The sequence below is a fragment of the Streptomyces sp. E11-3 genome, from assembly GCF_046540415.1.
Taxonomy (GTDB): Bacteria; Actinomycetota; Actinomycetes; order Streptomycetales; family Streptomycetaceae; genus Streptomyces.
In genome coordinates this window covers 2,207,082-2,230,272 of the sequence record NZ_JAZGRL010000002.1, presented here as the reverse complement: position 1 = coordinate 2,230,272, position 23,191 = coordinate 2,207,082, and the positions used below count along the sequence as shown (strand labels likewise).

The following is a 23,191-nucleotide window of genomic DNA, read 5'->3' as shown; positions in this document are numbered from 1 at the left end:
CGTTTCCCCCTTGGCTTTCGTTGCTGCAACGTCGGGGCATTCACCTTCCGGGTCGCCAGGGCGATCGGTTCCGCGGTGCCGGGACCGCGGGTGGCAGTCGGCGTGGCGATCTCTGGGGAGGGTCCCCGGCAGGAGTGAGCACGAGGCACCCCCTCGGACTCTCTCCCAGCGAGACCCTCTCACGTTATCATTCGTTTGAGAAGGTATTTTTTGGACGGGTTGAGTCAGGATGCTGAAGGCCGCACTGACCTGCCGGTTCAAGGGAAAGGGGGGAGGGTGCTCGCCGAACGCAAGAGCGCCCCGGCGGGCCAGGCCGCTCTCGCGGGGCGCCGGGGCGAGTGCTTCGCCGGGAACGGGGGGGTTCGGCGAAGTGGATGGCGGAGGTCTCGGTTCCGCTGGCGGAGAGGGCAGGATTCGAACCTGCGTGGGCCGCGAACGGCCCGACCTTGAGCTGAGCTCGAAGTCCCCGATAAACCACTCCGGGCACCTCTCCTGGTGGTGCGGGCACGATGCTCTGTGCCTGCGGAGAGGGCAGGATTCGAACCTGCGTGGGCCGCGAACGGCCCGACCTTGAGCTGAGCTCGAAGTCCCCGATAAACCACTCCGGGCACCTCTCCTGGTGGTGCGGGCACGATGCTCTGTGCCTGCGGAGAGGGCAGGATTCGAACCTGCGTGGGCCGCGAACGGCCCGACCTTGAGCTGAGCTCGAAGTCCCCGATAAACCACTCCGGGCACCTCTCCTTGTTCCCGGCCCGGTTTCCCGTGCCGTTCACGAGAACAACATTGGCAGGCCCTGCTGACGGCCTGCTGACGTATCTCTGACATCTCGTTCGATGTGCTCCCCCGGTTCTTTTCGCCCTTCCCATCAAAGGGGCTGCGGTGCTCTACTCTCATCGACCGAAACGGCTTCCGAAAGGGGTACGGACCATGGTCGTGACCGTAAGGGAAAACCCGATTCTCCAGGCTGTTCGCACACATACGCAGGCCGAGAATCCCAGCGCGTTCCTGGCGCTCAACAGCGGCAACAGTTCCTTCACGCTGCCGGACACGGACGGCGTAGTCGTCTACCGCAGGACCGGCCGGTTCGCGGTCCAGTTCGGCGGGCCCTTCGCCGCCCCGGAGGAGTACGACACGCTCCTCGACGGCTTCCGCCGGTATGTGAAGGACCAGGGGCTGAGCCTCGTCGGCGTACAGCTGCAGCGCGCCGACGCGGAGCGATACGAACGGCGCGGGTTCACCGTCAACCAGATCGGGGCCTCGTGGGCGGTGCGCCTCCCGGAGTTCACCCTGCGCGGCAGCCGCTTCATGCAGCTGCGCAACAAGATCTCCCGCGCCTACCGCAACGGCCTGCAGATCCAGGAGGTCCAGGCCGGCGACTGGCAGGGCGCGCTGGAGACGATCGACGGCGCCTGGCTGTCCAGCAAGGGCGCGGCCCGCCCCCTGGAGTTCCTGGTGGGCGAGATCGGCGGCGAGGCCCAGGAGCAGCGGCGGCTGTTCGTCGGGACGATCGCCGAGGCGCCGGTGGCGTACATCTCGTACTCCCCGGTCTATGGCAGCCGGGCCGGCTGGATGCACGACCTCAGCCGACGTGTACCGGACGGGTCACCAGGGCTGATGGAGGCCATCAATGCCCACGCCATCGAGGTGTTCCGGGATGAGGGTGTCCAGTGGCTGCACTTCGGCTTCACGCCCTTCACCGGACTGGACGCGGGCCACGAACTCGACGGCCACAGCCCGGCCTTCCAGTGGCTGATGCACGCCCTGTGGGCCGAGGGCGCCGCGCTCTACCCGGCGCAGACCCAGCTCTCGTACAAGCACAAGTGGGCGCCCGACGCGCTCATTCCGGAGTACGTCGCCTTCGACGGACCCGCCTCGTTGGCCTCCTTCGCGCACATCTTCCGGGCCTGCAACGCCTTCTGACACGGCAACAGTCAACAGACAGGAGTGGATGACAGTGAGTGGCAACGAAGAGAAGGTCGCCGCGCTGGGGCACGCCATGGTCGAGCAGCTCATGGGCATCATCGGCGCCCCCGACGACCAGGACGTCGCCCGCGCGGCGGACAGCGTGGTCCGGGACCTGGACGCCCTGCTGCGGGCGCAGCCGGACCCGGCCGCCTGACCCGGCCGGGCGGCACGGCGGCGGTGCCGCACCGTTGGCCGATCAGCACAGCATCAGTGCCACATCAGCGCGGCACGGAACGCTGCACACACGTTCGCCCGGCGCCCGGCCGGTGGAGTGCCCCCTGTGCTCCGGCGGCCCGGGTGCGCGGGCGGGCACCGCCGCCCGGTGTCCGGGCACTTCTTCCGAGGAGAGCTTCGTATGCAGCGTCCGCACGTCCAAGAAGCCGGTGTCTCCGTCGCCGCGCAGCGCACCGGGGCATCCGCCACGTTCAACGAGCTCCTGAAACGCGTCAAGGCGGAGGGGCTCCTTGACCTCGATCCGCGGTACTACATAGGGCGGTTGACCCTCAACACCACCCTGCTGCTGGCCGGGCTCGCCGTGTTCTTCACGCTCGGCGACTCGTGGTGGCAGCTCCTGGCGGCGGTCTGGATGGGCCTCTGCGGGGGCCAGTCCTCCTTCATGTGGCACGACGCGGGCCACAAGGCCATGTTCCGCAACAAGCGGGCCGCGTCGGCCGTCGGCTACTTCCACGCCAACTTCGTCAACGGGGTCAGCTTCGGCTGGTGGGTCAACCACCACAACCGCCACCACAGCAACCCCAACCACCTGGACATGGACCCGGACATCGGCCGGCGCACCGCGATCTTCGACATCAAGCAGTACGCGACCCGGCGCGGCATGCAGCGGTTCGTGGTGCGCTACCAGAGCGTGCTGTTCTTCGTGCTGCTGACGCTCGAGTCGTTCAAGATGCACAAGACCGCAGTGCTGTCGATCGCGCAGGGCCGCACCAAGCGCCCCGTCCTTGAGTCCACCCTGCTCCTGCTGCGCGCGGCGATCTATCTGACCTGCGTCTTCATGGTGCTTTCGCCGGTACTCGCGGTCGTCTTCATCCTGGTCCAACAGGCCACACTCGGCGTCTACTTCGGCCTGCTCTTCGCACCGAACCACAAGGGCATGGACGTCCGCGACGGCGAGGAGGAGACGCTGGACTGGCTGGAGCGGCAGGTTCTCACCTCCCGCAACATCCGCCCCTCCCGGCTCATCGACTTCCTGTACGGCGGACTCAACTACCAGGTCGAGCACCACCTCTTCCCCGCCATGCCGCAGAAGAACCTGGCACGGGCCCGCGAACTCACCCGCGCGTACTGCGCCGAGCGCTCGGTGCCCTACCACGAGGTCGGCTTCTGGGCCTCGTACCGTGAAGTCGCCAGCTACCTGCATGAGGTCAGTGCGCCCGTGCGCCGTGGTGACGTCGACGCGCACATCCAGCAGGCAGCCTGATGCTCGACACGGTCACGAAGCGGGCGGCTCCGGCCGGAGCCTCCGCGACCGCCTCGATCGGGGCCCGCCTGGACCGGATGCCGATCACTCCGACGCACCGCAGCATCACCGCGGTCATCGGTGTCGGGCTGCTCTTCGACACATTCGAGAACAACCTCTCGGGCACCATCGCCAAGGTCCTGCAGGAGGACTTCGCGTTCGGCGCCACCCAGCTCAAACTCGTCCTCGCCTCCGCCTTCATCGGCCAGTTCATCGGCTCGCTGCTGCTCGGCAAGGTCGCCGACCGGTTCGGCCGGCGCCGGGCCTTCCTGATCAACCTCGCGATCTACTCCGGCTTCTCCCTGCTCGGCGCCTTCTCGCCGAACGCCGCCTGGCTGATCGCGACCCGGTTCCTGGCCGGCATCGGCATCGGCGCCGAACAGTCCCTGTCCGACTGCTACCTGTCCGATGTGCTGCCCGCGGCCAAGCGTGGCCGGTTCATCGCCTGGGCCTACACCCTGGCCTTCTGCGGAGTGCCCGCCGTGGGCTTCGCCGCGCTGTGGCTCGTCCCGCTCACGCCGCTCGGCGTGGACGGCTGGCGCTGGCTCTTCGTGATCGGCGCGCTGGGTTCCGCCGTGGTGTGGGTGCTGCGCAGACGGCTGATCGAGTCACCGCGCTGGCTGGCGGCGGTCGGCCGCGAGGACGAGGCTGACGAACTGGTGTCCCGCATGGAGGCCGAGGTCCCGGGCGGCGCCCCGGCCATGGAGGTGGTCAAGGAGGAGGCCGCCGACACACCCCCGATGCGGCTACGGGACATCTTCCATCCGCAGCTGCGGCGGCGCACCGTGATGCTCTGGATCTTCTGCGTACTCTCGGTGGTCGGCTACTACGGATTCGGCACACTGGCGCCGCAGATCCTGGCCGCCAAGGGGTACGGGATCGTCGCGGGCCTGGGCTTCACCGCGGTGAGCTTCCTCGGCTACCCCGTCGGTTCGGCGCTCTCGCTGCCGATCATCGACCGCGTCGAGCGCAAACGCCTGGTGGCCGCGTCGGCCGCGGCGATGGTCGTCGCCGGGCTCGGCTTCTCCTTCGCGGGCTCGGCCACGCTCATCATGGTGTTCGGCTTCACCTACACGGTGTGCAGCAACGTCTTCTCCAGCGTCTCGCATGTCTATCTCGCCGAGCAGTACCCGACCGCCATCCGCGCGGCCGCGTCCGGCGCCGCGTACTCGCTGTCCAAACTCAGCGCGGCCACACTGCCGTTCGTCCTCCTGCCGGTCCTCCAGTCGTACGGCCCGGTGGCGCTGTTCGCCGTCATCGCCACCGTGATGACCGCGCTCGCCGTGACCGTGCTCACCCTGGGCGACCGCACCACGGGCGCCTCGGTCGACCGCGCGCTGTCCAGCTGACCCTTCCCTTAAGGAGCTTCGCATGGCCTATGTCATCGCTCAGCCCTGCGCCGATGTGAAGGACAAGTCCTGCATCGACGAATGCCCCGTGGACTGCATCTACGAAGGCGGCCGCGCCCTCTACATCCACCCCGACGAATGCGTGGACTGCGGGGCCTGCGAGCCGGTCTGCCCGGTGGAGGCCATCTACTTCGAGGACGACGTCCCCGTCGACTGGGGTGACCACCGCGGCTCCAACGCCGCCTTCTTCGCCGAGCTCGGCTCGCCCGGCGGCGCCGGCGCGCTGGGCGCGCTCACCCATGACTCCGCCCTGGTGGAGTCACTCCCGCAGGCGGTGATCCCGTCATGAGCGGGCTGCTCGCGGGCAAGCGCATCCTGGTGACGGGCGTCCTCACCGAGGCGTCCATCGCCTTCCACACGGCCAGGATCGCCCAGCTGGAAGGCGCCGACGTGGTGCTGACCGGATTCGGCCGGCTCTCCCTGGTCGAGCGCACCGCCGGGATGCTGCCCAAACCGGCCCCGGTCGTCGAACTGGACGTCACCGACCAGGAGCACCTGGACGGCCTCGCCGACCGCGTCCGCCAGCACGTCGACGGACTCGACGGCGTCGTGCACTCCATCGCGTACGGGCCACAGGGTGCCTTCCACTTCCTCGACGGCGACTGGGCGGACGTATCGGCCGCCGTGCAGGTCTCCGCGTACTCCCTGAAGTCCCTGACCACCGCCTGCCTGCCACTGATGGAGCCGCGCGGCGGCTCGGTGGTGGGGGTCACCTTCGACGCGACGGTCGCCTGGCCGAAGTACGACTGGATGGGCGTCGCCAAGGCGGCCCTGGAGTCCACCAGCCGCTATCTCGCCCGGGACCTGGGCGCGAACGGCGTCCGCTGCAACCTGGTCGCCGCCGGGCCGCTCCGGTCGATGGCCGCCAAGTCCATCCCGGGCTTCTCGGAGCTCGCGGACGTCTGGCACCACCGGGCCCCGATCGGCTGGGACCTCGGCGACCCGGACCCGGCGGCCCGCGGCATCGTCGCGCTGCTCTCGGACTTCTTCCCCCGTACGACCGGCGAGATCGTCCATGTCGACGGCGGGGTCCACATGATGGGCGCCTGACCGGCGGCCGCGAGGCCGAGCGGGGCGAGAAGCGGGGGGAGTTCAGGTGATTCCTGAACTCCCCCCGTCTGTTGTGCGGTTGACGACCGGGATCGGTCACTCGGTCGTGCCGTCCGGCAGGATGCGGCGGAAACCGGTGTACGAGACGAGAGCCTCGGGCAGCTCGACCGAGCCGTCCGGCCGGGTGCCCTGCTCGAGCAGGGCGGCCACCGTGCGTCCGATGGGCAGCGCCGAGCCGTTGAGGGTGGCCACGTGCTCCTTGCGGCCGTCCGCGGTGCGATGGCGGATGCCTGCGCGGCGGGCCTGGAAGGTTCCGCAGTCGGAGACCGAGGAAATCTCGCGGTAGGAGCCGCTGCCTGGCAGCCACACCTCGATGTCGTACGTCATCCGGGCGGAGAAGCCGAGGTCTCCCGCGGGCAGCAGCACCACCCGGTAGGAGAGTTCGAGACGCCGCAGGCACTCCTCGGCGTGCCCCACCATGAGCTCCAGCTGCTCCTGTGCGTCCTCGGGTGCGCAGACGCGGACCAGTTCCACCTTCTCGAACTGGTGCAGTCGCAGGATGCCGCGGGTGTCCCGGCCGTAGGCCCCGGCCTCGGCACGGAAGCACGGGGTACGGGACGTGAACGCGTACGGCATCGCGCGGAGGTCGAGGGTCTGCTGCGCGAGCAGGTTGGTCAGCGGGACCTCAGCGGTGGGGATCAGGAAGAGCTCCCGGTCGCCCACCTTCGTCGCGAACAAGTCGTCCTCGAACTTGGGCAGCTGGCCGGTGCCGGTCATGGTGTCGCGGCTGACGAGGAACGGCACCGACTGCTCGGTGTAGCCGTGCTCACCGGTGTGCAGGTCGAGGAAGAAGTCGGTGAGCGCCCGCTCCAGCCGGGCCCCGGGGCCGCGGCTCACGCTGAACCGGGCGCCGGAGAGCCGGGCGGCCGCCCGGCCGTCCAGGATGCCGAGCGCTTCGCCGACGTCGGCGTGGTGCCGGGCGTCGGCGGCCTCGCACGGTGCCGGGCCGCCGCGCCGTATCTCCACCGCCTCCTTCTCGGAGTCGCCATCCGGCACCGTGTCCAGCGGGATGTTGGGGATGGCGAGTACCAGGTCCGCGAACCGGTGGCCCGCGGCCCTGGCCGCGGTCTCGGCCCGCTGGACGTCCGCGCGCAGCGCGCGGGCAGCCTCCTTGTCCTGCTCGGACGGCGGCCCTGACCGGCCGCGGTCGCGTGCCGCCCGGTTCATCTCGGTGCGCAGCCGGGTCACTTCGGCCTGGGCGGTGGCCCGGCCGCGGTGGGCTTCGTCGAGTGCGGCCACGTCGAGTTCGTACCGGCGCCGGGCCAGGCGTCGTACGGCGTCGGGGCCGGATGCGATCAGTTCGCGCGGATCGTGCATGGCTTCTCCGTAAGGCGCGCTGGTGGTGGCAGCGCCGAGCCGCCCCTGTGGGGAGGGGCGGCTGCGGCTCCTGCCGGGGCAGGGGGANGCCGGGCCAGGCGTCGTACGGCGTCGGGGCCGGATGCGATCAGTTCGCGCGGATCGTGCATGGCTTCTCCGTAAGGCGCGCTGGTGGTGGCAGCGCCGAGCCGCCCCTGTGGGGAGGGGCGGCTGCGGCTCCTGCCGGGGCAGGGGGAGAGGGGATGGGAAGGGCTCCGGCACTCACGCGGGGGCGACGGCGAGTACGGTGTTCTGCCCGCCGAACCCACAGGAATTGCTGAGCGCCAGGTCGATGGGCGTGGAAGTCGCCGAGTACGCCAGCTTGATGTCGACCTCCAGGTCCGGGATGACCAGGTTGGCGACCGGCGGCACCAGTTCGTGCTCGATGCTCAGCAGCGTGAACGCCGCCTCCACCGCACCGGCCGCGCCCAGCAGATGTCCGGTCACGCCTTTGGTCGAGGTGACCAGCGGGGCCCCCTGGAGGGTCCGTTTCACCATCCTCGCCTCGGCGATGTCGTTCAGCGGTGTCGAGGTGCCATGGGCGTTCACATGCTGGACGTCGTCCGGATCGGCCCCGGCGTCGGCGAGGGCCGCACGGACGGCCGCCTCGACCCCGGCACCGTCGGGGTGCGGGGACGTCATGTGATGGGCGTCAGCGGTGGCGCCGTAGCCGATGATCCGGCCGTGCACGTGCGCCCCGCGGGCCCTGGCGTCCTCGACGCGTTCCATGACGAGGATGCCGGCGCCCTCACCCGCGACGAAACCGTCGCGCTCGGAGTCGAAGGGCCGCGAGGCGCGCGCCGGGTCGTCCTCGCGTCGGGACAGTGCGCCCATCTGCGCGAAGCCGGCCATCACCAGGGGAGTGATCATGGCCTCGCTGCCGCCCGCCAGGACCACGTCGCAGCGGCCGAGCGCGAGCAGGTCCCGGGCCGTGCCGATGGCGGTCGCCCCGGAGGCGCAGGCCGTGGCCACCACCAGGTTGGGCCCCGTCGCCCCGAACTCGATGGCCGTCTGACCGGCCAGCATGTTCGGCAGTTGCATGGGCAGCAGCAGCGGCGACACCCGGTCAGCGCCCTTCTCCCGTAGCGCATGGTGCTGTTCCTCGACCGTGCCGGGACCGCCGTCGGCACAGCCCAGCACCACGCCGACCCGGGCGCCGTCCCAGGTCAGCGGATCGAGCCCGGCGTCGCCGATGGCCTCCCTCGCGGCGACCAGAGCGAACTGAACGAACCGGTCCAGACGGTGGGCGCGGCGGGCCGTCAACAGCTCTTCCGGGTCGAAGCCGGGCACACGGCAGGAGATCCGCACCGGGTTGTCGGCCAGTACGGGGTCCAGCGCGGCAGCCGACCGACCTTCGCAGACCGCCGCCCAGCTCGGCCCGACCCCGATACCGCCGGGGGTGACGAGGCCGAGCCCGGTGACAGCGATGTCGATGCCGGCCATCAGACCTTCGCGCTCCTCTTCTCCATGAGTTCCACCATGTCGGCCACGGTCGCGGCCTCCAGGAGGTCGTCGTCGCTGATGTCTATGTCCAGTTCGGACTTGAGCAGCAGCGACAGCTCCACCACGGCCAGCGAGTCCAGCTCGATGTCGTCCCGGGTGGCCTCGGGCGTGATGGCCTCGGGAGACACCTTCAGCTTGTTGGACAGGATTTCCTTGAGCTGCTCCAGCATGACGATCCCTTTCGGAAAGGCGTACGCATCGGTAGGCGTACGGGTCTGTAGGCGTACGGGCCCGAAGGACCCGTACGGGGCGGGCGGCAACCAGCGTCAGACGGACTGCACCTCGGGCCAGACGAGCGTCGACGCCCCCCAGGAGAGCCCGCCGCCGAACGCGGTGAGCAGCACCCGGTGTCCGGCGCTCAGCCGTCCGTCGGCGGCGGACTGGGAAAGCAGCAGCGGAAGCGAGGCGGCCCCGGTGTTGCCGACCTGCTCGATGTTGCTGAGCTGCCGCTCGGCGGGGATGCCGAGCCGTTCCGCGACCGAGTCGAGAATGCGGGCGTTCGCCTGGTGCGCCGCGAACCGGTCCACCTCGTCGAGCCGCCAGCCGGACAACTCGGCTGCCTGCCGCGACGTGGCAGTCATCCGCTCCACCGCGTGCCGGTAGGTGTCGCGGCCGAGCATCCGGAAGTACTGCTCGTCGGGCTCGCCGGGGGTGCCCGCCGAGCGCTGGCGGGAGCCGCCGGCCGGCACCTCGATCAGATGGCTCAGCTCGCCGTCGCTGCCCAGGACCAGGGGCCCCACCGCGCCCGGCTCGTCGGGTTCCCCGGCCCGCAGGACCACGGCCCCCGCACCGTCCGCGAAGATCACCGCCGTCGTACGGTCCGCGGGATTGACGATGGTGGTGAACGCGTCGGCCGCGACGAGCAGCACCCGCCGCGCGACGGACGAGGCGATCAGCCCGGACGCGGTGGCGAGCCCGTACAGGAAGCCGGAGCAGACGGCGGCGACATCGAACGCGGCCACCTGGCCGAGGCCGAGCCGGGCAGCCACCTGCGGTGCCGTTCCGGGACAGGGCTGGTCGGGGGTGGTGGTGGCCAGGACGACCGCGTCCACCTGCTCGGTGCTGGCCGACTTCAGCGCGCGCAGGCCCGCCTCCACGGCCAGGTCGGACGTGGCGGTGCCGGGCGAGACCACGTAGCGCTCGGCGATGCCGGTGCGGGAGCGGATCCACGCGTCCGAGGTGTCGAGGCGCTGCGCGAGGTCGTCGTTGGTCACCAGGTTCGGCGGTACGTACGAGCCGATGCCGCAGAGAACCGCCGACCGTCCGGGCAGCCGGGCCGCGCCGCTCATGCGCCCGGCTCCGCGCTGCTGAGGACCTCGAGGGGCAGGCCCATGTAGGCCATCCGGGACTCGGCCATCTCGTCGGTCCACTGCTCGGCCATGTCGTACCGCTGCTCGGGCGTGGTGTCGAGCATCCGCACTCCGGGCCACAGTTCGTAGTCGCCGATCTTGTCCGCGTGGTCGGCCATGCCCTTCTGGAAGAGCTCCTCGCGGTGCAGGACGAACTCCCGGTCGGGGATCTCGTCCCAGAGCTTCACCCCGGCCCGAAGGATCTCCAGGAGCCGCGGGCGGTACTCGGGGTGGCGGGCGACGTGGTCGCGCAGGATGGTGCTGGCCACCGTCAGATGGCGGATCTCGTCGATGGCGGTGCCGCGGGAGATCTCCCCGGTGGCGGGGGACAGCGGGGTCCACTTGCGTTCGCTCAGCTCGGCCGCCGGGGCGAGCACCCCCTCGATGACGATGGCGAACACGGCGACGCCGCCGGGGAAGTCGGCCTGGTCGCGGACGATGTCGAGGGTGAAGTCCACCACCGGGTCCAGGACCCGGCGCCGGTAGTCGGCGGCCATCTCGTCGATGTCCTTGAGGAGGGTGTCCGCAGGGTGCCCGAGCTCCACCAGGTGGTTGCGGAACACCCGGGCGTGCCGTGCCTCGTCGATCAGCTGGGTGGCATAGAACTCCATCTCGGGGACGCCGGGCGCGAGGGCCACATAGTGGCCGAGCAGCCGTGTGGCGATCTCCTCGGACAGACCGCGGAACCCGAACTCCAGGATCAGCGCGTCGCGCAGCGGTCCCGGTGCCTTCAGGAAGCCGGGGACGGTCGCGTCCCTGTGGTGCCCCGTCGTGCCGCGGTCGCGCAGCGTGCCCTGGGCCACCGAGGTGAACCAGTAGGCGAGATCGCAGTCGTCGGGTCCGAGGGTGAGTTCCTTCGCGCCGTCGAGCAGACCGGGAGCCTTGTCCCAGTCGGCCTCGGGGGCCACAGAACCGGTCATGATGCCGATGTCTCCTTCGTGGTGCGGGCAGGATGCAGAGAGCCGGCGAAGAGGCCGCCCGAGTAGCTGAACAGCGGCGGACGTTCGTCGGCGCTCGCGCGGACGACGTATCCGAGCAGCACCTCGCTGTCGCCCGCACGGTGCGAGGAGTGGACCCGGCAGGTGTAGTGCGCCAGTGCCCCGGTGAGCCGCGGGGCATGGGCGTACGAGTCGGCTGTCCAGGCCATGCCGTCGAACTGCGCGCTGCCGTCGGGGCGGCCGCTGTCCGCGAACCAGCGGGCCAGGTCGCCCTGGTGGGCGTCCAGGACGTTGACGACGAAGCGGCCCTCGGCCGCTGCGAGCCGCCCGAACGACGAACCGGCCCGCAGCGCGACGCCGACCAGCAGTGGCTCGCGCGACACCAGCGTGACCGTGCTCGCCGTGGTGCCGTGCAGCTGTCCCGCATGGCTGACGGTCAGCACCGACACCGGCGAAGCCAGGTGGTACAGCGCCCGGCGGCGCTCCGCGGGGTCCTGGCGCACGGGGCGGCGCAGCTGGGTGAGTGTGCTCATCGCAGAGCCTCCTCGCGTTGACGTGCACCCGAACCGGGCGCGGAGACAGGCGGCTTGGCGATGTGGCCCACCGGCACGGGGTCCTGTGCGTGGCCGGCCGGCTTGGGGTGGGCGACCCCGAGGTCGTCCAGGAGCCGCAGATAGCCCGGCTGGCGCACCGGTTCGAAGGGCAGCGCGAACGGCTTCATGAAGTTGCCGAACAAGCCGCGGTCGCCGAAGAGGTGGAAGGGCAGCACGAGCAGCGCCCACTCGGGACCGATCAGCCACCACCACAGCGCGGCCACCGCGGCCTGGGTGATGAGGCTGTGCATCACGTTGTACAGGACGTAGTACACCTTGGAGATCGGCCGCCCGCCGCTGCGCTTGAAGGCGATCGCGCCGGGGATGTAGCCGATCAGGTCGATGTAGAGGAACAGCGCGATCGCCGGAATCCAGCGGATCTCGCCGATGTGGGCGATGAGCAGCCCGGTGGATACCGCGAAACCCACCAGGTACTCGGCCCGGTGCAGGGAGAAGGTCTTCGGGGTCTCGAAGGGATTTGCCTGGTCCATGGTCAGCTCCTGCCGAGGTCTCAGGCGCCGACGGCGGCCGGCGTGGACAGCTCGGTGGCGCCCGCGATCCGGGTGCTGGGGAACAGGCCCGACAGCGCCCAGGCGACGGTCTCCTTGATGACCCGCTCGGCGATCGGGTCGAGGATGCCCTCGAGGCTCGGGATGCCGAAGTCGAAGTCGGCCTCGAAGCGGACGGCGACGTCGTCGCCCTGCTCGGTCAGCGACCAGACACCGGTGAAGGAGTCGAAGTCGCCGTCGGTCTGCTCGAACCGGATCTCGCCCTGCTCGGGCAGGAAGACGTCGTCCTCGGTCCAGCGCAACAGGCCGCTGCGGAAGTGCAGTTCCCAGCTGGAACTGCAGTCGGTGGCCGGCAGCGTGGCGTGCACCGTGGTGGCGTTCACATGGGGAGCCAGCTCCGGGTACCTCTCCCAGCGTCGTACGGAGTCGAAGACCGTCGAGGCCCGCTCGGTGGGGATCAGCGCTTCCAGTTCTACGTGCCGCACGATCAGTTACCGCCTTCCGGCATGGTGGCCGCGCCCCGTACGAGGTCGCGTGTGGCCAGGTCGAAGGAGTTGAGAAGGAACTCCACATCGGTGTCGCTCAGGACGGCGGGCGGTGTGAACCGCACCACCGAGCTGCCGTTCATGGAGTGGTTGGCGACCACCCCGTGGTTGAAGAGCTCGATCAGCAGCTCGCCGGCGAGACCGGCCTCGACGAGCTCCACGCCGATCAGCAGGCCGCGGCCGCGCACGTCCACGACCAGCTCGGGGATGTTGCGGTACGCGATCTCGGCGATCCGCGGCAGCAGGGCCGCGCCGAGGTCGGTGGCCCTGGTCACCAAGCGCTCTTCCTTCATGGCCCGCAGGGCGCCCCGCACCGCGGCCATCAGGACGGGCTGCCCGGAGAAGGTGGCGGTGTGGACGTAGGGGTCCTTGTCGAAGGGGCGGAAGGCCTTGCGGGTGGCGACGGCCGCGGAGACCGGCAGCACGCCGCCGCCGAGCGCCTTGCCGGCCAGCAGCACATCGGGCCGTACCCCCTCGATGTCGGCGCCCCACCACTCGCCGAGGCGGCCGAAGCCCGACTGCACCTCGTCGAGGATCAGGAACCCGTCGTGGGCGCGGACCAGTTCCTCGACCCGCTTCAGATAGCCCTTGGGCGGGATGATGACGCCGCCCTCGCCCTGGATGGGTTCGAGGATGACGCAGACCTCACCGGGGTGGGCGGCGAGCTCCGCCTCCAAGGCGTCGGCGTCGCCGAACGGCAGGTGCTGGAAGTCGGGGACCAGCGGTCTGAACGGCTTCTGGTACACCTCCTTCGCGGTGGCGGACAGGGCCCCCAGGGTCTTGCCGTGGTAGCCGCCCCGCATGGAGACCGTCCGCTTGAAGCCACCCGCGCGGGCCAGTTTCAGACCGGTCTCCACGGCCTCGGCGCCGGACAGGGCGAAGTGCACCCGGTCCAGGCCATCGGGCATGACGGAGACCAGGGCCTCGGCCGCGTGGGCCACTGTGGGTTCGAGCAGGATGCGGGTGGCGGTGGGGTGCGTACGCAGCTGACGCTCCACCTCCTCCATCACCAAGGGGTGGCGGGCGCCCATGATGAACACGCCGTAGCCGCCCGCGTTGAGGAAGCGCTCGCCGTCACTGGTGGTGAGCCAGGCGCCTTCGGACGCCACCTCCATATGGCTGCCGAAGAGTTCGGCGAGGGTGGCCCGGCCCTTGCTCAGATGGGCTCGGTACAGGCCGAGTACCTCGGCCTCGGTGTCGGCCGGGGACTCCTGGATTACGGTCACGGGTCTCTCACTCCAAAACAGGCAGGTGCGGTCGATGGGCAGCGGTCAGGCCAGCACCAGCGGGCCCCCGTCGAAGTAGTGCAGGAGCGGCTCGGCGGCCGCGCCGCGGCCCGGCGGATGGAAGGCGAGCGCGGCCGCCGCGGCCGCCGCCTGGGCGTGACCGGAAGAACGGACGAAGTCCAGGCCGCCGAGGAGTTCCAGGGACTGCGAGGTGATCCGGGGCAGTGTGTTCTGCACGCCGTAGCGGGCGACGAGCACCCGGGCCACCGACGCCTCGTCGCCCGGCTCGGGGCCGGTCGCCCGCGCCACTCCTTCGAGCAGCGCCAGGGCCGCCGCAAGCTCGACCGCGAGGGCCGCCCGCTCCTGAACGGTGCCGCGCTTGCGCTCCTGGACCTGCTCGACGAGGGAGGCCGCGGCCCCCAGGTACCCGGCCGTGATGAGCATTTCGAACCAGACGAACCCGGCCGTCTGCAGATCATCCAGCCGGTGCGGATCATCCTCCCCAGCGCGTACGACCATGTCTTTCGGTACGAAGACGTCCTCGAGCCGCACCTCGTCGCTCTCCGCGCCGGCCAGCAGCTCGTTGCCCCAGAAGGGGTGGACGGTCAGTCCGGGCGCGGAGGCGGGCACCAGGGCGAGCGCCAGTTCGGGCTCGCCCTCCAGGCTGTGAATGGCGATGCTCGCGGTGAGCAGGCTCATCGAAGCGGACAGGCTGCACGGCTTCTTGGAGCCGGACAGCAGATAGCCGCCTTCGACCGGACGGGCGGTCACCGAGGGGGTGAGGATGTTCTGCTCGGTGCGGCCCTCGGCCCAGCCGGATGCCATCACCTGCTGGTCGGGGACGATCCGGCGCAGCAGATCACTCTGGGCGTCGGTGAGCCGGCCGCGCGCGGTGGCCAGGGAGTAGAGCATGGCGGCGGTGAAGTGGTGCATGGACACGGCCGCCGCGAGGGACGGCGACTGGGCGCCGATGGCCATCTGGGCGTGCAGGGCGTCGAGCGGGGCGGCGCCGTGACCGCCGAACTCCTCGGGGATCACCAGGCCGACGCCGCCGTGGATGCGGAAGAGGTCGATGACCGGGCTGCCGGGCTTCTCCCGCTCTGAGTACGGGATCTGCTCCAACTCCTTGAGCAGACCGGGGTGGTAGCGCTCGCAGACGGCCCGAGCGGCTTCGAGGGAACGCACGGAGGACCTCCGAAGGAGAAGGGAAGGAAGGGAGGAAGAGGGAGGAGGGAGGAGGCGCGGAAAGGGGGGAGGCGCGGTGCGGTCAGTCGCCGAAGACCGCGTCGTACGGGCTGACGTCACGCGCGATGCTGACGCCCTGCACATGCGAGGTCTTGAGCATCGGGTAGTTGGCCTCGCCGAAGGCGCCGCCGGTCCGGCCGGTGCCGCCGTGGCTGGGCAGATACGGCAGGAAGCCGATGTGCGAGTCGTTGACCTTCAGCAGGCCGCCGTTGACGACGCGCCGCACGAACGTGTCGATGACGTGGTCGGAGCGCGACCAGAGGGAGTTGCGCAGCCCGTACTCGTTGCTGTTGACGAAGCGGAGGAAGTCCTCCAGGAGGGCGTCGTCGTTGTCCGCCTCCGGCACGATGACGGGGATCAGCGGGAAGAACGTCTCCTCGCGTACGACGTCGTAGGTGCGGGCCCGGTCCAGGCCGTCCACCCGCACGACGGTGGGCTGCAGGAAGACGCCCGTCTCCGAAGGGGTGCCGTCGAGTTCGGTGCGATGGCCGCCGGTGACGAGCTCGGCGCCGTTGTCCAGGGCCTGGCGCAGCAGCCGGAAGAAGCGCTCGCTGCGGCGCACCGGGGAGAGCAGCACGTCCTCCTCCTCGGGGAAGCCCGGCCGGATCGCCTTGACCTGCTCCTTCACCTCGGCGATGAGCGCGCTTGCGACCGCCGGGTGGACCAGCACGTAGTTGGGCACCATGCAGATCTGGCCGGAGCCGAAGAAGGACTCGGTGATGGCCTCGGCCGCCCACTTCACGTCGGCGTCCTTCCACACCACGATGCCGTCGTTCCCGGCCAGTTCGAGGATCGGCTTCTTGCCGTGGGCCACGCACTGCTGCTCGAAGCGCAGGCCTTCCTGGCTGCCCCCGATGTAGAAGATGTCGTTGATCAGCGGGTCGGCGACCCAGCGGTCCAGGGTCTGCTTGGGGTTGCTGCACACCGCGTTGAGGACACCCGGCGGCGCGTCGAACTCCTCGAGCAGGGGTGCGACGATGTCCCGCAGCAGCCACATGGTGCTCAGCGCGATGCTGCGCGGCGCCCTGACCACCACGGCGTTGCCGGCCATCAGCGCGAGGACGGAGAGCGCGGCACTGGGCAGCGGGGCGTTCTGCGGCGGGTTGAAGGCCACCACGCCGTCCGGCTGGCGCTGCAGGATCAGCTTGCGGCCGCCGTACTCCTTCTCGACCCGCATCTGCTTGGTGTACCAGCGCAGGCTGCCCGGGGCGTAGATCTGCAGGAGGCAGCTCAGCTCCCAGCGGGCCAGCTTCACCGGGTGCGACTCGGCGACGAGCATCTCCAGGAACTCGTCCTGGTGCTTGATCAGTTCCTCACGGAACCGGGTGCCCAGGCGCATCCGCCGCTCCTGGGGAACGGCCGCCCAGTCAGGGGCCGCCGCGGCGGCCGCCTGGGTGGCCAGGTCGATGGCGGAGTCGTCCGCGATCGCGCAGCGCCCCACCACATAGGGGTGCTGGGCCGCTTCGGATTCGGGGTCCTGCTCCAGCGTGCGCTTGAGGCTCACGCTGGTGAACACATCCTCGAGCAGTGACCGCCCGCTGACGGTGTAGACCCACCCGTCACCAGCGACGTCCTTGCCCGCGATATAGAGGTCATAGCTCTTGAGTCCGGAATGTGCCGGAGCACTTTCCTCCTGTATGGCGCCGCCTAGCATCATCAGCCCTTCCGGGTGGGTTTCTCCGAGTGGATTCCGATCGGGTGAGCTCTTTCGAAGCCTCTCGATCGTGACAGCCGGATCTGACTTGGCTCTGACGTCGTGCTGATTCAGCCAACACACGGAATCGACGGCTTCCGGGTGGACTGACCCAAGGGCCCGCGTGGTACGCGCGCGACGTCAGTGAGGCGTCAGCAGTGGCTGGTTCCATGGCTCCATGCCACCCGTACACATGACACGTCAGCAATTCCGGGAACTTCCCCGGCCAGAACTCGCCGAGGAGATGGAGCAGCTCCTCGTCAGCAGGTTCAGGGCGACCCTGCTCATGGACGAGACGGAGGATCTCCCGCTCGACGTCAGCTACTTCGACCTCGGCCTCACCTCGCTGAAGCTGACCGAGATGAGGCAGGCCCTCGAGGAGCTCCTCGACCTCTCCATCAACGCGAACGTGCTCTTCAACGAGCCCACGGTCGGCCGGCTCCTCGATTATCTCGTCGACGCGGTTTCCGGCCCGTCCCAGGAAATGCCCGGCGCAGCGCCCAGCGCCAACTGACCTGCCAGAGTTCCGGACCGAAGGAGACGCGGAATGCCGCGCGAGGAATCAGAGATGAACCGGGAGCCCGGCCGGGTGCCCGAGCCGATCGCGATCGTCGGTGTGGGCCTTCGATTCCCCGGCGGCAGTAACTCGCTCGACGAGTTCGACGCGTTCTTGCGTGACGGACGATCCGGAATCGGACCTATTCCATCGGACCGGTGGGACGTCGAAGCCTTCACCCCGCAGACCCCCGACGACAAGGGGAAGATACACACGACGTCCGGCGGATTCCTGGACCGTATCGACCGCTTCGACGCGGCCTTCTTCAACATCTCCCCGAAGGAAGCCCAGTACATGGACCCCCAGCAGCGGATGCTGCTGGAGACCGCCTGGCAGGCCTTGGAGCACGCCAACATCGACCCGGCGCCGCTGCGCCGCGGCAACGGCGGGGTGTACGTCGGGGCGAGCTCCATCGACTACGCGCTGGAGCTCGACTCCCTTCCGTACGAGGAACTGGACGGCCTGCTGGCCTCCGGGATCACCATGTTCCCGCTGTCGGGGCGGCTCTCGTACTTCCTCGGCTGGCGCGGCCCGAGCATGAGCATCGACACGGCGTGCTCGTCGTCGCTGGCCGCGCTGCACGTCGCCGTGCAGGGGCTGCGCGCGGGTGAGACGGACATCGCGCTGTGCGGCGGGGTCAACGCGCTGCACCACCCGCGCATCCCGGTCATGTTCTCCAACGCGCAGATGCTGTCCCCCGACGGCCAGTGCAAGACCTTCGACGAGTCCGCCGACGGCTACGCGCGAGCCGAGGGCTGCGGGGTCCTCGTGCTCAAGAGGCTGTCGGACGCCACCAGGGACGGCGACAACGTCCTCGCCCTGGTCCGCGGCACCGCCGTCGGCCAGGACGGCGACAGCGCGGGCCTGACCGTGCCCAACGGCCCCGCCCAGGAGAAGGTCATCCGCGGCGCGCTCGCCGCCGCCGCGCTCGCGCCCGAGGACATCCAGTACGTGGAGGCGCACGGCACCGGCACCCCGCTGGGCGACCCCATAGAGTTCGGCGCCATCGGCGACGCCTTCGCCGACTCGCACACCAAGAGCGACCCGCTGCTCGTCGGGTCCGTGAAGACCAACCTGGGCCACATGGAGCCCGCGTCCGGGATCGTCGGCGTCATCAAGGCGGTTCTGCAGATCAGGTCCGCGACGATCTATCCGCACCTCAATCTCGACACCCCGTCCGGGCGCATCCCCTGGGACCTGTACCCGGTGCGGATTCCCACCGCGTGCGAGCCGTGGAAGGCACCGGTGCGACGCGCGGTCGTCAACAGCTTCGGGTTCGCGGGCACGATCGGCGCGGTGGTCCTGGAGCAGCCCCCGACGGCGGCGGCCGACGGCTCCGCGTCCGACGAGGCACCCGCCACCCCCATGTTCACGCTCTCCGCCAAGACCGCTGCCGCACTGCGTGAACAGGTGCGGAACCACCGGCAGTTGCTCGATGACAACCCCGGCCTGCCCCTCGACGCACTCTGCTACACCGGAAACGTCGCCCGCACCCACCACCCGTACCGGATCGCCGGCCCGGTCACCGACCGCGACGCGCTCACCAAGCTCCTGGACCAGGCCGCGGACCGCGACCACCAGGGCCCGGCCGGCATCCGCAAGATCGCCTTCATGTTCAGCGGACAGGGCTCGCAGTACGTGGGCATGGGCGCCGCCCTGTACGAGCGTTTCCCGCTGTTCCGCGCGCACGTGGACGAGTGCGACCGGCTGTTCGCGCCCCATCTGGGCCGGTCGGTACGCGACCTGCTCCTCGGTGCGGTCGATGACCCCAGGGAGATCGACCGCACCGCATACACCCAGCCCGCCCTGTTCACCCTGGAGTACGCGCTCGCGAGGCTGTGGATGTCCTGGGGCGCGCGCCCGAACGTGCTGATCGGGCACAGCATCGGCGAGGTCGCGGCCGCCGCGGTGGCCGGTCTGTTCAGCCTCCCGGACGCCGTGACGCTCGTGGCGGCCCGCGCCCGGCTGATGCAGGCGGTACGCGCCGAGGGGGGCATGGCCGCGGTCGGCGCCCCCGCCGATGACATCCTGCCGCTCCTGGACGCACACGCCGACCTGGCGCTCGCCGCCTCCAACGCCCCCGACCAGTGCGTGATCTCGGGCGGCAGCGAGGCGCTCGAGCAGGTGACCGGGGAGCTGCGCGCACAGGGGCTGCGCGTCGACCGGCTGGCCGTCTCGCACGCCTTCCACTCGCCGCTGATGGCCGAGGTCTACGACACCTTCCGCGCCGCCATCGACGCCGTCACCTTCCACGAGCCGTCCATCAGCCTGATCTCCAACGTCACGGGCAAGCTCGCCCGGTTCGCCGAGATCGGCACCGCCGACTACTGGGTGCGGCACATCGGTGAGCCGGTCCAGTTCCTGTCCGGCATCCGGGCGGTCGCCCGGCGCGGCCGCCACGCACTCGTCGAGATCGGCCCCTCGACCGCGCTGACCGCCCTCGCCCAGCGCTCGCTGCCCGTCGAGGACCATCTGTGGCTGGCCAGCCTGCGGCGGCGCGACCGCGGTGGCGACACCACCCTGCGGGCGCTCGCCGAGTACTACGCGGCCGGTCTCCCGGTCTCCTGGTCCGGCTACCACGACGGCCGTCCCGTCCCGGCCAAGACGGACCTGCCCACCTACGCCTTCCAGCGCAAGCGCTACTGGCTGCCCGCCGTCACGCCCCGCCGGAGCGGGGCGCAGGGCGGCGCGGCCCGCCACCCGCTGCTCGGTACGGAGGGGCAACAGCACGACGGCGTCAGGGAGTTCACCGCCGAGTTCACCGTCGAGGAGCTGGGCGCGCTCGCCGACCTCGCCGACGGGGAACAGACGACGCTGCCCGCCGGGGCCTACGTCGACCTGTTGCTCGCACTCCAGGACGCCGTTCACGGGCACACCCGCGCCACCGTCCAGGAGCTGCGGCTGCTCGAACCCCTCACCCTGAAGGCCGAGACCCCCGTCACCCTCACCACGCGGCTGCGGCCGCGCGCGGACGGCGGTGCCGATGTCTCGGTCGTGACCGCCGCCGATGCCGAGGAGCGGGTGCACGTGACCGCCCGCGTCGCCACCGGGACAGCGCAGGACGCGCCCGAGCCGACGGAGGCCGCCTTGGGGCCCGCCGTCCTGCGGAGCGACGCCGAGGACCTCTACACCGACCTCGCGTCGGTCGGCCGCCCGCACGGGCCGCGCGCCCGGGTGCTGCTGAGCGCCGCACGCCATCACGACGGCGGGGCGTCGGGAGAGCTGAGCTGCCGCGGCACCACAGCCGTCGAGCAGGTTCCCGCCGAACTGATCGAGGCCGCGGTGCAGGCCGCCGTCGCCCTCGACCCCGAGGGCCCGGTGTTGGCCGTGCGGGAGATCGCGTCGGTACGTCACTTCAAGAAGCCCCGCGGCGAGCGGCTGCGCGTCGCCGCCCGCGTCGGCACGGAACAGGACCGGCGCCTCGCCGACATCCTGGTCCTGGAGGACGGCCAGCCGGTACTCGAACTCACCGGGGTCCGCCTCGCCCGCCCCGAAGTCCCCGCCGGGCAACGCCAGTTCCTGCACCGGCCGGACTGGGTTCGCCGGGTGCTGCCCGCCGTCGAGAGTGCCCCGCCCCGCCATGTGCTGCTCCTCGGCGGGCGCGACGGCGACGGCGGGCGCGACGGCGACGGCGGGCGCGAGGTGGACCGCGACGGCCTTCGGGTCACACCGGTCCCGGACCCCGCCGACCTCAAGGCCGCGCTGGACGACCCCTCGGTCACCGACGTCTGCTGGGTCTGGCAGCCGCGGGCCGGCACCATGTCCGCCGAGCTGCTGCGCGCCGAGTGTGAGCACAACTACCGCGAGCTGCTCGGCCTGTTGACGGCCTTGGACAGCGTCATGCAGCAGCGGCCGCCCCGCCTCTGGCTGGTCACCGAGGGCGCCCAGTGGCTGCCCGGCGACCGGCCCGGCAGCGGAGCGCACCTCGGTGCCGCGACGCTGTGGGGCTTCGGCCGGGTGCTGCTCACCGAGTCGCCGCAGTACCGGGCGACCCTGGTCGACATCGAGCCGGGCGGTGACCTGTCCGCGCTGCTCGACGAGTGCCGAACCGAGGCGCCCGGCGAGTACCAGGTCGCGCACCGCGCCGGTCAGCGCTACGTCCGCAGGCTGCTGCCCGGCAACACCACCCGCACCTGGCCCGGCGGCTTCGCCCTGCGCGCCCCGGCCTCCGGCGACCTCGCCGACCTCGCCCCGACGCCCGCCGACGACCGCGCCCCCGCGCCCGGCGAGGTCCAGGTACGGGTCGCCGCGGTCGCCCTCACCCCCGAGGACGCACGGGCCGCGCTGCGGGGCGAAGAGCCCGGCGAGGCCGCACCGGTGCTCGGCTCGCTCGCCGCGGGAACCGTACTCGCGGCCGGTGAAGGTGCCTCCTTCGCCGTCGGTGACGAGGTCTACGTACGCCATGACGGCACCCTGCGCGCCACCCTCACCGTCCCCGCCTCGGCGGCGGCGCTCGCCCCCGGCGCGGTGCACGCCAAGGGCCAGGACCGGGCCGCGACCTTCCGCCTCGACGAGCTCGGCGAGGCGCTGCGCACCGCCGCGGCCGACCCCCGCGCCGAGGTGTGGGTGGACGTGCCCGGCGCGCCGGACGCCGAGCCGTCCCCGGCCTCCGTCCGCCCGGACCGCACCTACCTCGTCACCGGTGGCCTCGGTGGCCTCGGCCTGGTCACCGCCCGCAAGCTGGTCTCGCTCGGTGCCCGGCACCTGACCCTGGTCAGCCGCGCCGGACGGGCCACCGAAGAGGCGTCCCAGGTGCTCGCCGAGCTGTCCGAGCAGGCCGAAGTCGCCCTCGTACGGGCCGATGTGAGCCGTGCCGACGACGTACGGAAGCTGGTCGCGGAGCTCACGGCGGGGCCCTTGCCGGTGGGCGGCATCGTGCACGCGGCCGGGTCCTTCGACAAGCAGCTGATCGCCGAGCTGACCTGGGAGTCCATCGACGCCCAGCTGGCGGCGAAGGCGTACGGCGGCTGGCTGCTGCACGAAGCCGCCGAGGCCGCGATGCCTGACCTTGAGTTCTTTGTGACGTACTCCTCGATCGCCTCGCTCCTGGGCGGTGCGACGCAGGGGCACTACGCCGCCGCGAGCGCCGCTCTCGACAGCCTGGCCGAGTGGCGCGCCCGCCAGGGCCTGCCCGGCCTCTCCGTCAACTGGGGCGCCTGGGCCAGGGTCGGCATGTCCGCCCGGCTCGACGAGCAGCTGGCCCAGGAGATCGACCGCAGCGGTGTCCGCTTCTTCTCGCCCACCAGGGCCCTGGACACCCTGGCCCGGCTCTGGCACCTGCCGGGCAGCCAGCGGGTGGTGGGCGAGTTCGACTGGGCGCGCTATGTGACGGGCGGTGTCGTGGACGACGCGTTCTACGACCGGCTCGCCCGGCAGGAACCGTCCGGCGCGGACGGCGCCGGCCTCGACCTCACCGCGCTGGCCGCCCTGCCGAAGCCGGAACGTACGGCCCTGATCGGCTCGGCCGTACGCGAGAGGGTCGCCGCCGCGCTGCACATGGACCCCGATGACGAGCTCGACCCGAACGCCGAGTTCGTGTCCCTCGGCCTCGACTCGCTGATGGCCCAGACCGTCAAGGGCGGCCTGGAGACGCTGTTCCGGCTGCCGTTGCCCGCCTCGCTGACCTTCGACCACCCGACGGTCCGCAGGCTCACCGAATTCCTCGACGGGCGCCTGGCCCCGGCGCCGCAGCCCGCCTGACCTCCACTCCTGCTCAC

At 70.8% G+C, this 23,191-nt stretch carries 19 protein-coding genes and 3 tRNA genes; 8 read left to right on the top strand and 14 right to left on the bottom strand.

What is annotated here, in order from left to right; all coding sequences use genetic code 11:
• Positions 1 to 396 precede the first annotated feature (396 nt).
• The 3 genes from U9R90_RS29200 to U9R90_RS29190 form a co-directional block, all read right to left on the bottom strand.
• Positions 397 to 493: transfer RNA gene (locus tag U9R90_RS29200), tRNA-OTHER, on the bottom strand.
• A 30-nt stretch (positions 494 to 523) separates the two neighbouring features.
• Positions 524 to 617, bottom strand: a tRNA-OTHER gene (locus U9R90_RS29195).
• 30 nt (positions 618 to 647) lie between these two features.
• Positions 648 to 741 (bottom strand) — tRNA-OTHER (locus tag U9R90_RS29190).
• A gap of 186 nt (positions 742 to 927) precedes the next feature.
• Between U9R90_RS29190 and U9R90_RS29185 the strand changes: the two genes are divergently transcribed.
• From U9R90_RS29185 to fabI, 6 genes are all read left to right on the top strand, one after another.
• Positions 928 to 1,920, top strand: a complete 993-nt coding sequence (locus U9R90_RS29185; protein WP_411059669.1) for a DUF2156 domain-containing protein — start codon at positions 928 to 930, stop codon at positions 1,918 to 1,920.
• 34 nt (positions 1,921 to 1,954) lie between these two features.
• The gene (locus tag U9R90_RS29180) at positions 1,955 to 2,119 is read left to right on the top strand and encodes a hypothetical protein (RefSeq protein ID WP_411059668.1); all 165 of its coding nucleotides are present in this window, start codon (positions 1,955 to 1,957) and stop codon (positions 2,117 to 2,119) included.
• 201 nt (positions 2,120 to 2,320) lie between these two features.
• Positions 2,321 to 3,403 (top strand): fatty acid desaturase family protein, encoded by a 1,083-nt coding sequence (locus U9R90_RS29175; RefSeq protein WP_411059667.1) that lies wholly within the window; start codon positions 2,321 to 2,323, stop codon positions 3,401 to 3,403.
• Positions 3,403 to 4,791: an MFS transporter gene (locus U9R90_RS29170; protein WP_411059666.1), complete on the top strand. Its 1,389-nt coding sequence runs from the start codon at positions 3,403 to 3,405 to the stop codon at positions 4,789 to 4,791. Before U9R90_RS29175 ends, U9R90_RS29170 begins: the two co-directional genes overlap by 1 nt.
• Positions 4,792 to 4,813: 22 nt before the next feature.
• A complete protein-coding gene (fdxA, locus tag U9R90_RS29165; RefSeq protein WP_411059665.1) occupies positions 4,814 to 5,140 on the top strand; it encodes a ferredoxin in 327 nt (108 codons plus the stop codon).
• Positions 5,137 to 5,901 (top strand): enoyl-ACP reductase FabI, encoded by a 765-nt coding sequence (fabI, locus tag U9R90_RS29160; RefSeq protein ID WP_411059664.1) that lies wholly within the window; start codon positions 5,137 to 5,139, stop codon positions 5,899 to 5,901. Before fdxA ends, fabI begins: the two co-directional genes overlap by 4 nt.
• Before the next feature lie 96 nt (positions 5,902 to 5,997).
• Here the strand turns inward: fabI and serS are convergent, their stop codons facing one another.
• The 11 genes from serS to U9R90_RS29105 all read right to left on the bottom strand — a co-directional run bounded on the left by serS (position 5,998) and on the right by U9R90_RS29105 (position 16,879).
• Entirely contained in the window at positions 5,998 to 7,278 is a 1,281-nt protein-coding gene (gene serS, locus U9R90_RS29155; RefSeq protein WP_411059663.1) for a serine--tRNA ligase, read from the bottom strand.
• A gap of 261 nt (positions 7,279 to 7,539) precedes the next feature.
• The gene (locus tag U9R90_RS29150; protein ID WP_411059662.1) at positions 7,540 to 8,760 is read right to left on the bottom strand and encodes a beta-ketoacyl-[acyl-carrier-protein] synthase family protein; all 1,221 of its coding nucleotides are present in this window, start codon (positions 8,758 to 8,760) and stop codon (positions 7,540 to 7,542) included.
• Positions 8,760 to 8,990 (bottom strand): phosphopantetheine-binding protein, encoded by a 231-nt coding sequence (locus U9R90_RS29145; RefSeq protein WP_411059661.1) that lies wholly within the window; start codon positions 8,988 to 8,990, stop codon positions 8,760 to 8,762. Before U9R90_RS29145 ends, U9R90_RS29150 begins: the two co-directional genes overlap by 1 nt.
• 96 nt (positions 8,991 to 9,086) lie before the next feature.
• A complete protein-coding gene (locus tag U9R90_RS29140; RefSeq protein WP_411059660.1) occupies positions 9,087 to 10,109 on the bottom strand; it encodes a beta-ketoacyl-ACP synthase III in 1,023 nt (340 codons plus the stop codon).
• Positions 10,106 to 11,089, bottom strand: a complete 984-nt coding sequence (locus U9R90_RS29135; protein WP_411059659.1) for a VlmB-like protein — start codon at positions 11,087 to 11,089, stop codon at positions 10,106 to 10,108. The genes U9R90_RS29140 and U9R90_RS29135 overlap by 4 nt, the downstream gene beginning before the upstream one ends.
• Positions 11,086 to 11,640 carry a flavin reductase family protein gene (locus U9R90_RS29130; protein ID WP_411059658.1) on the bottom strand — a complete coding sequence of 185 codons (555 nt, stop codon included), beginning with the start codon at positions 11,638 to 11,640 and terminating at the stop codon, positions 11,086 to 11,088. Before U9R90_RS29130 ends, U9R90_RS29135 begins: the two co-directional genes overlap by 4 nt.
• Positions 11,637 to 12,191, bottom strand: a complete 555-nt coding sequence (locus U9R90_RS29125) for a hypothetical protein (RefSeq protein ID WP_411059657.1) — start codon at positions 12,189 to 12,191, stop codon at positions 11,637 to 11,639. The genes U9R90_RS29130 and U9R90_RS29125 overlap by 4 nt, the downstream gene beginning before the upstream one ends.
• A 20-nt stretch (positions 12,192 to 12,211) precedes the next feature.
• Complete coding sequence (locus U9R90_RS29120) at positions 12,212 to 12,694, bottom strand: type II toxin-antitoxin system RatA family toxin (RefSeq protein WP_411059656.1); 483 nt, start codon at positions 12,692 to 12,694, stop codon at positions 12,212 to 12,214.
• A 2-nt stretch (positions 12,695 to 12,696) separates the two neighbouring features.
• Positions 12,697 to 13,980 carry an aspartate aminotransferase family protein gene (locus U9R90_RS29115; protein ID WP_411059655.1) on the bottom strand — a complete coding sequence of 428 codons (1,284 nt, stop codon included), beginning with the start codon at positions 13,978 to 13,980 and terminating at the stop codon, positions 12,697 to 12,699.
• Positions 13,981 to 14,025: 45 nt separating this feature from the next.
• The gene (locus tag U9R90_RS29110; protein WP_411059654.1) at positions 14,026 to 15,165 is read right to left on the bottom strand and encodes an acyl-CoA dehydrogenase family protein; all 1,140 of its coding nucleotides are present in this window, start codon (positions 15,163 to 15,165) and stop codon (positions 14,026 to 14,028) included.
• An 82-nt stretch (positions 15,166 to 15,247) separates the two neighbouring features.
• Complete coding sequence (locus U9R90_RS29105; protein WP_411059837.1) at positions 15,248 to 16,879, bottom strand: aldehyde dehydrogenase family protein; 1,632 nt, start codon at positions 16,877 to 16,879, stop codon at positions 15,248 to 15,250.
• A 232-nt stretch (positions 16,880 to 17,111) separates the two neighbouring features.
• Here U9R90_RS29105 and U9R90_RS29100 point away from each other — a divergent pair, with 232 nt between their 5' ends.
• Positions 17,112 to 17,432, top strand: coding sequence for an acyl carrier protein (locus U9R90_RS29100; protein ID WP_411059653.1), 321 nt, complete (start codon positions 17,112 to 17,114; stop codon positions 17,430 to 17,432).
• Positions 17,433 to 17,465: 33 nt separating this feature from the next.
• Positions 17,466 to 23,174, top strand: coding sequence for an SDR family oxidoreductase (locus U9R90_RS29095; protein WP_411059652.1), 5,709 nt, complete (start codon positions 17,466 to 17,468; stop codon positions 23,172 to 23,174).
• Positions 23,175 to 23,191: the final 17 nt, after the last annotated feature.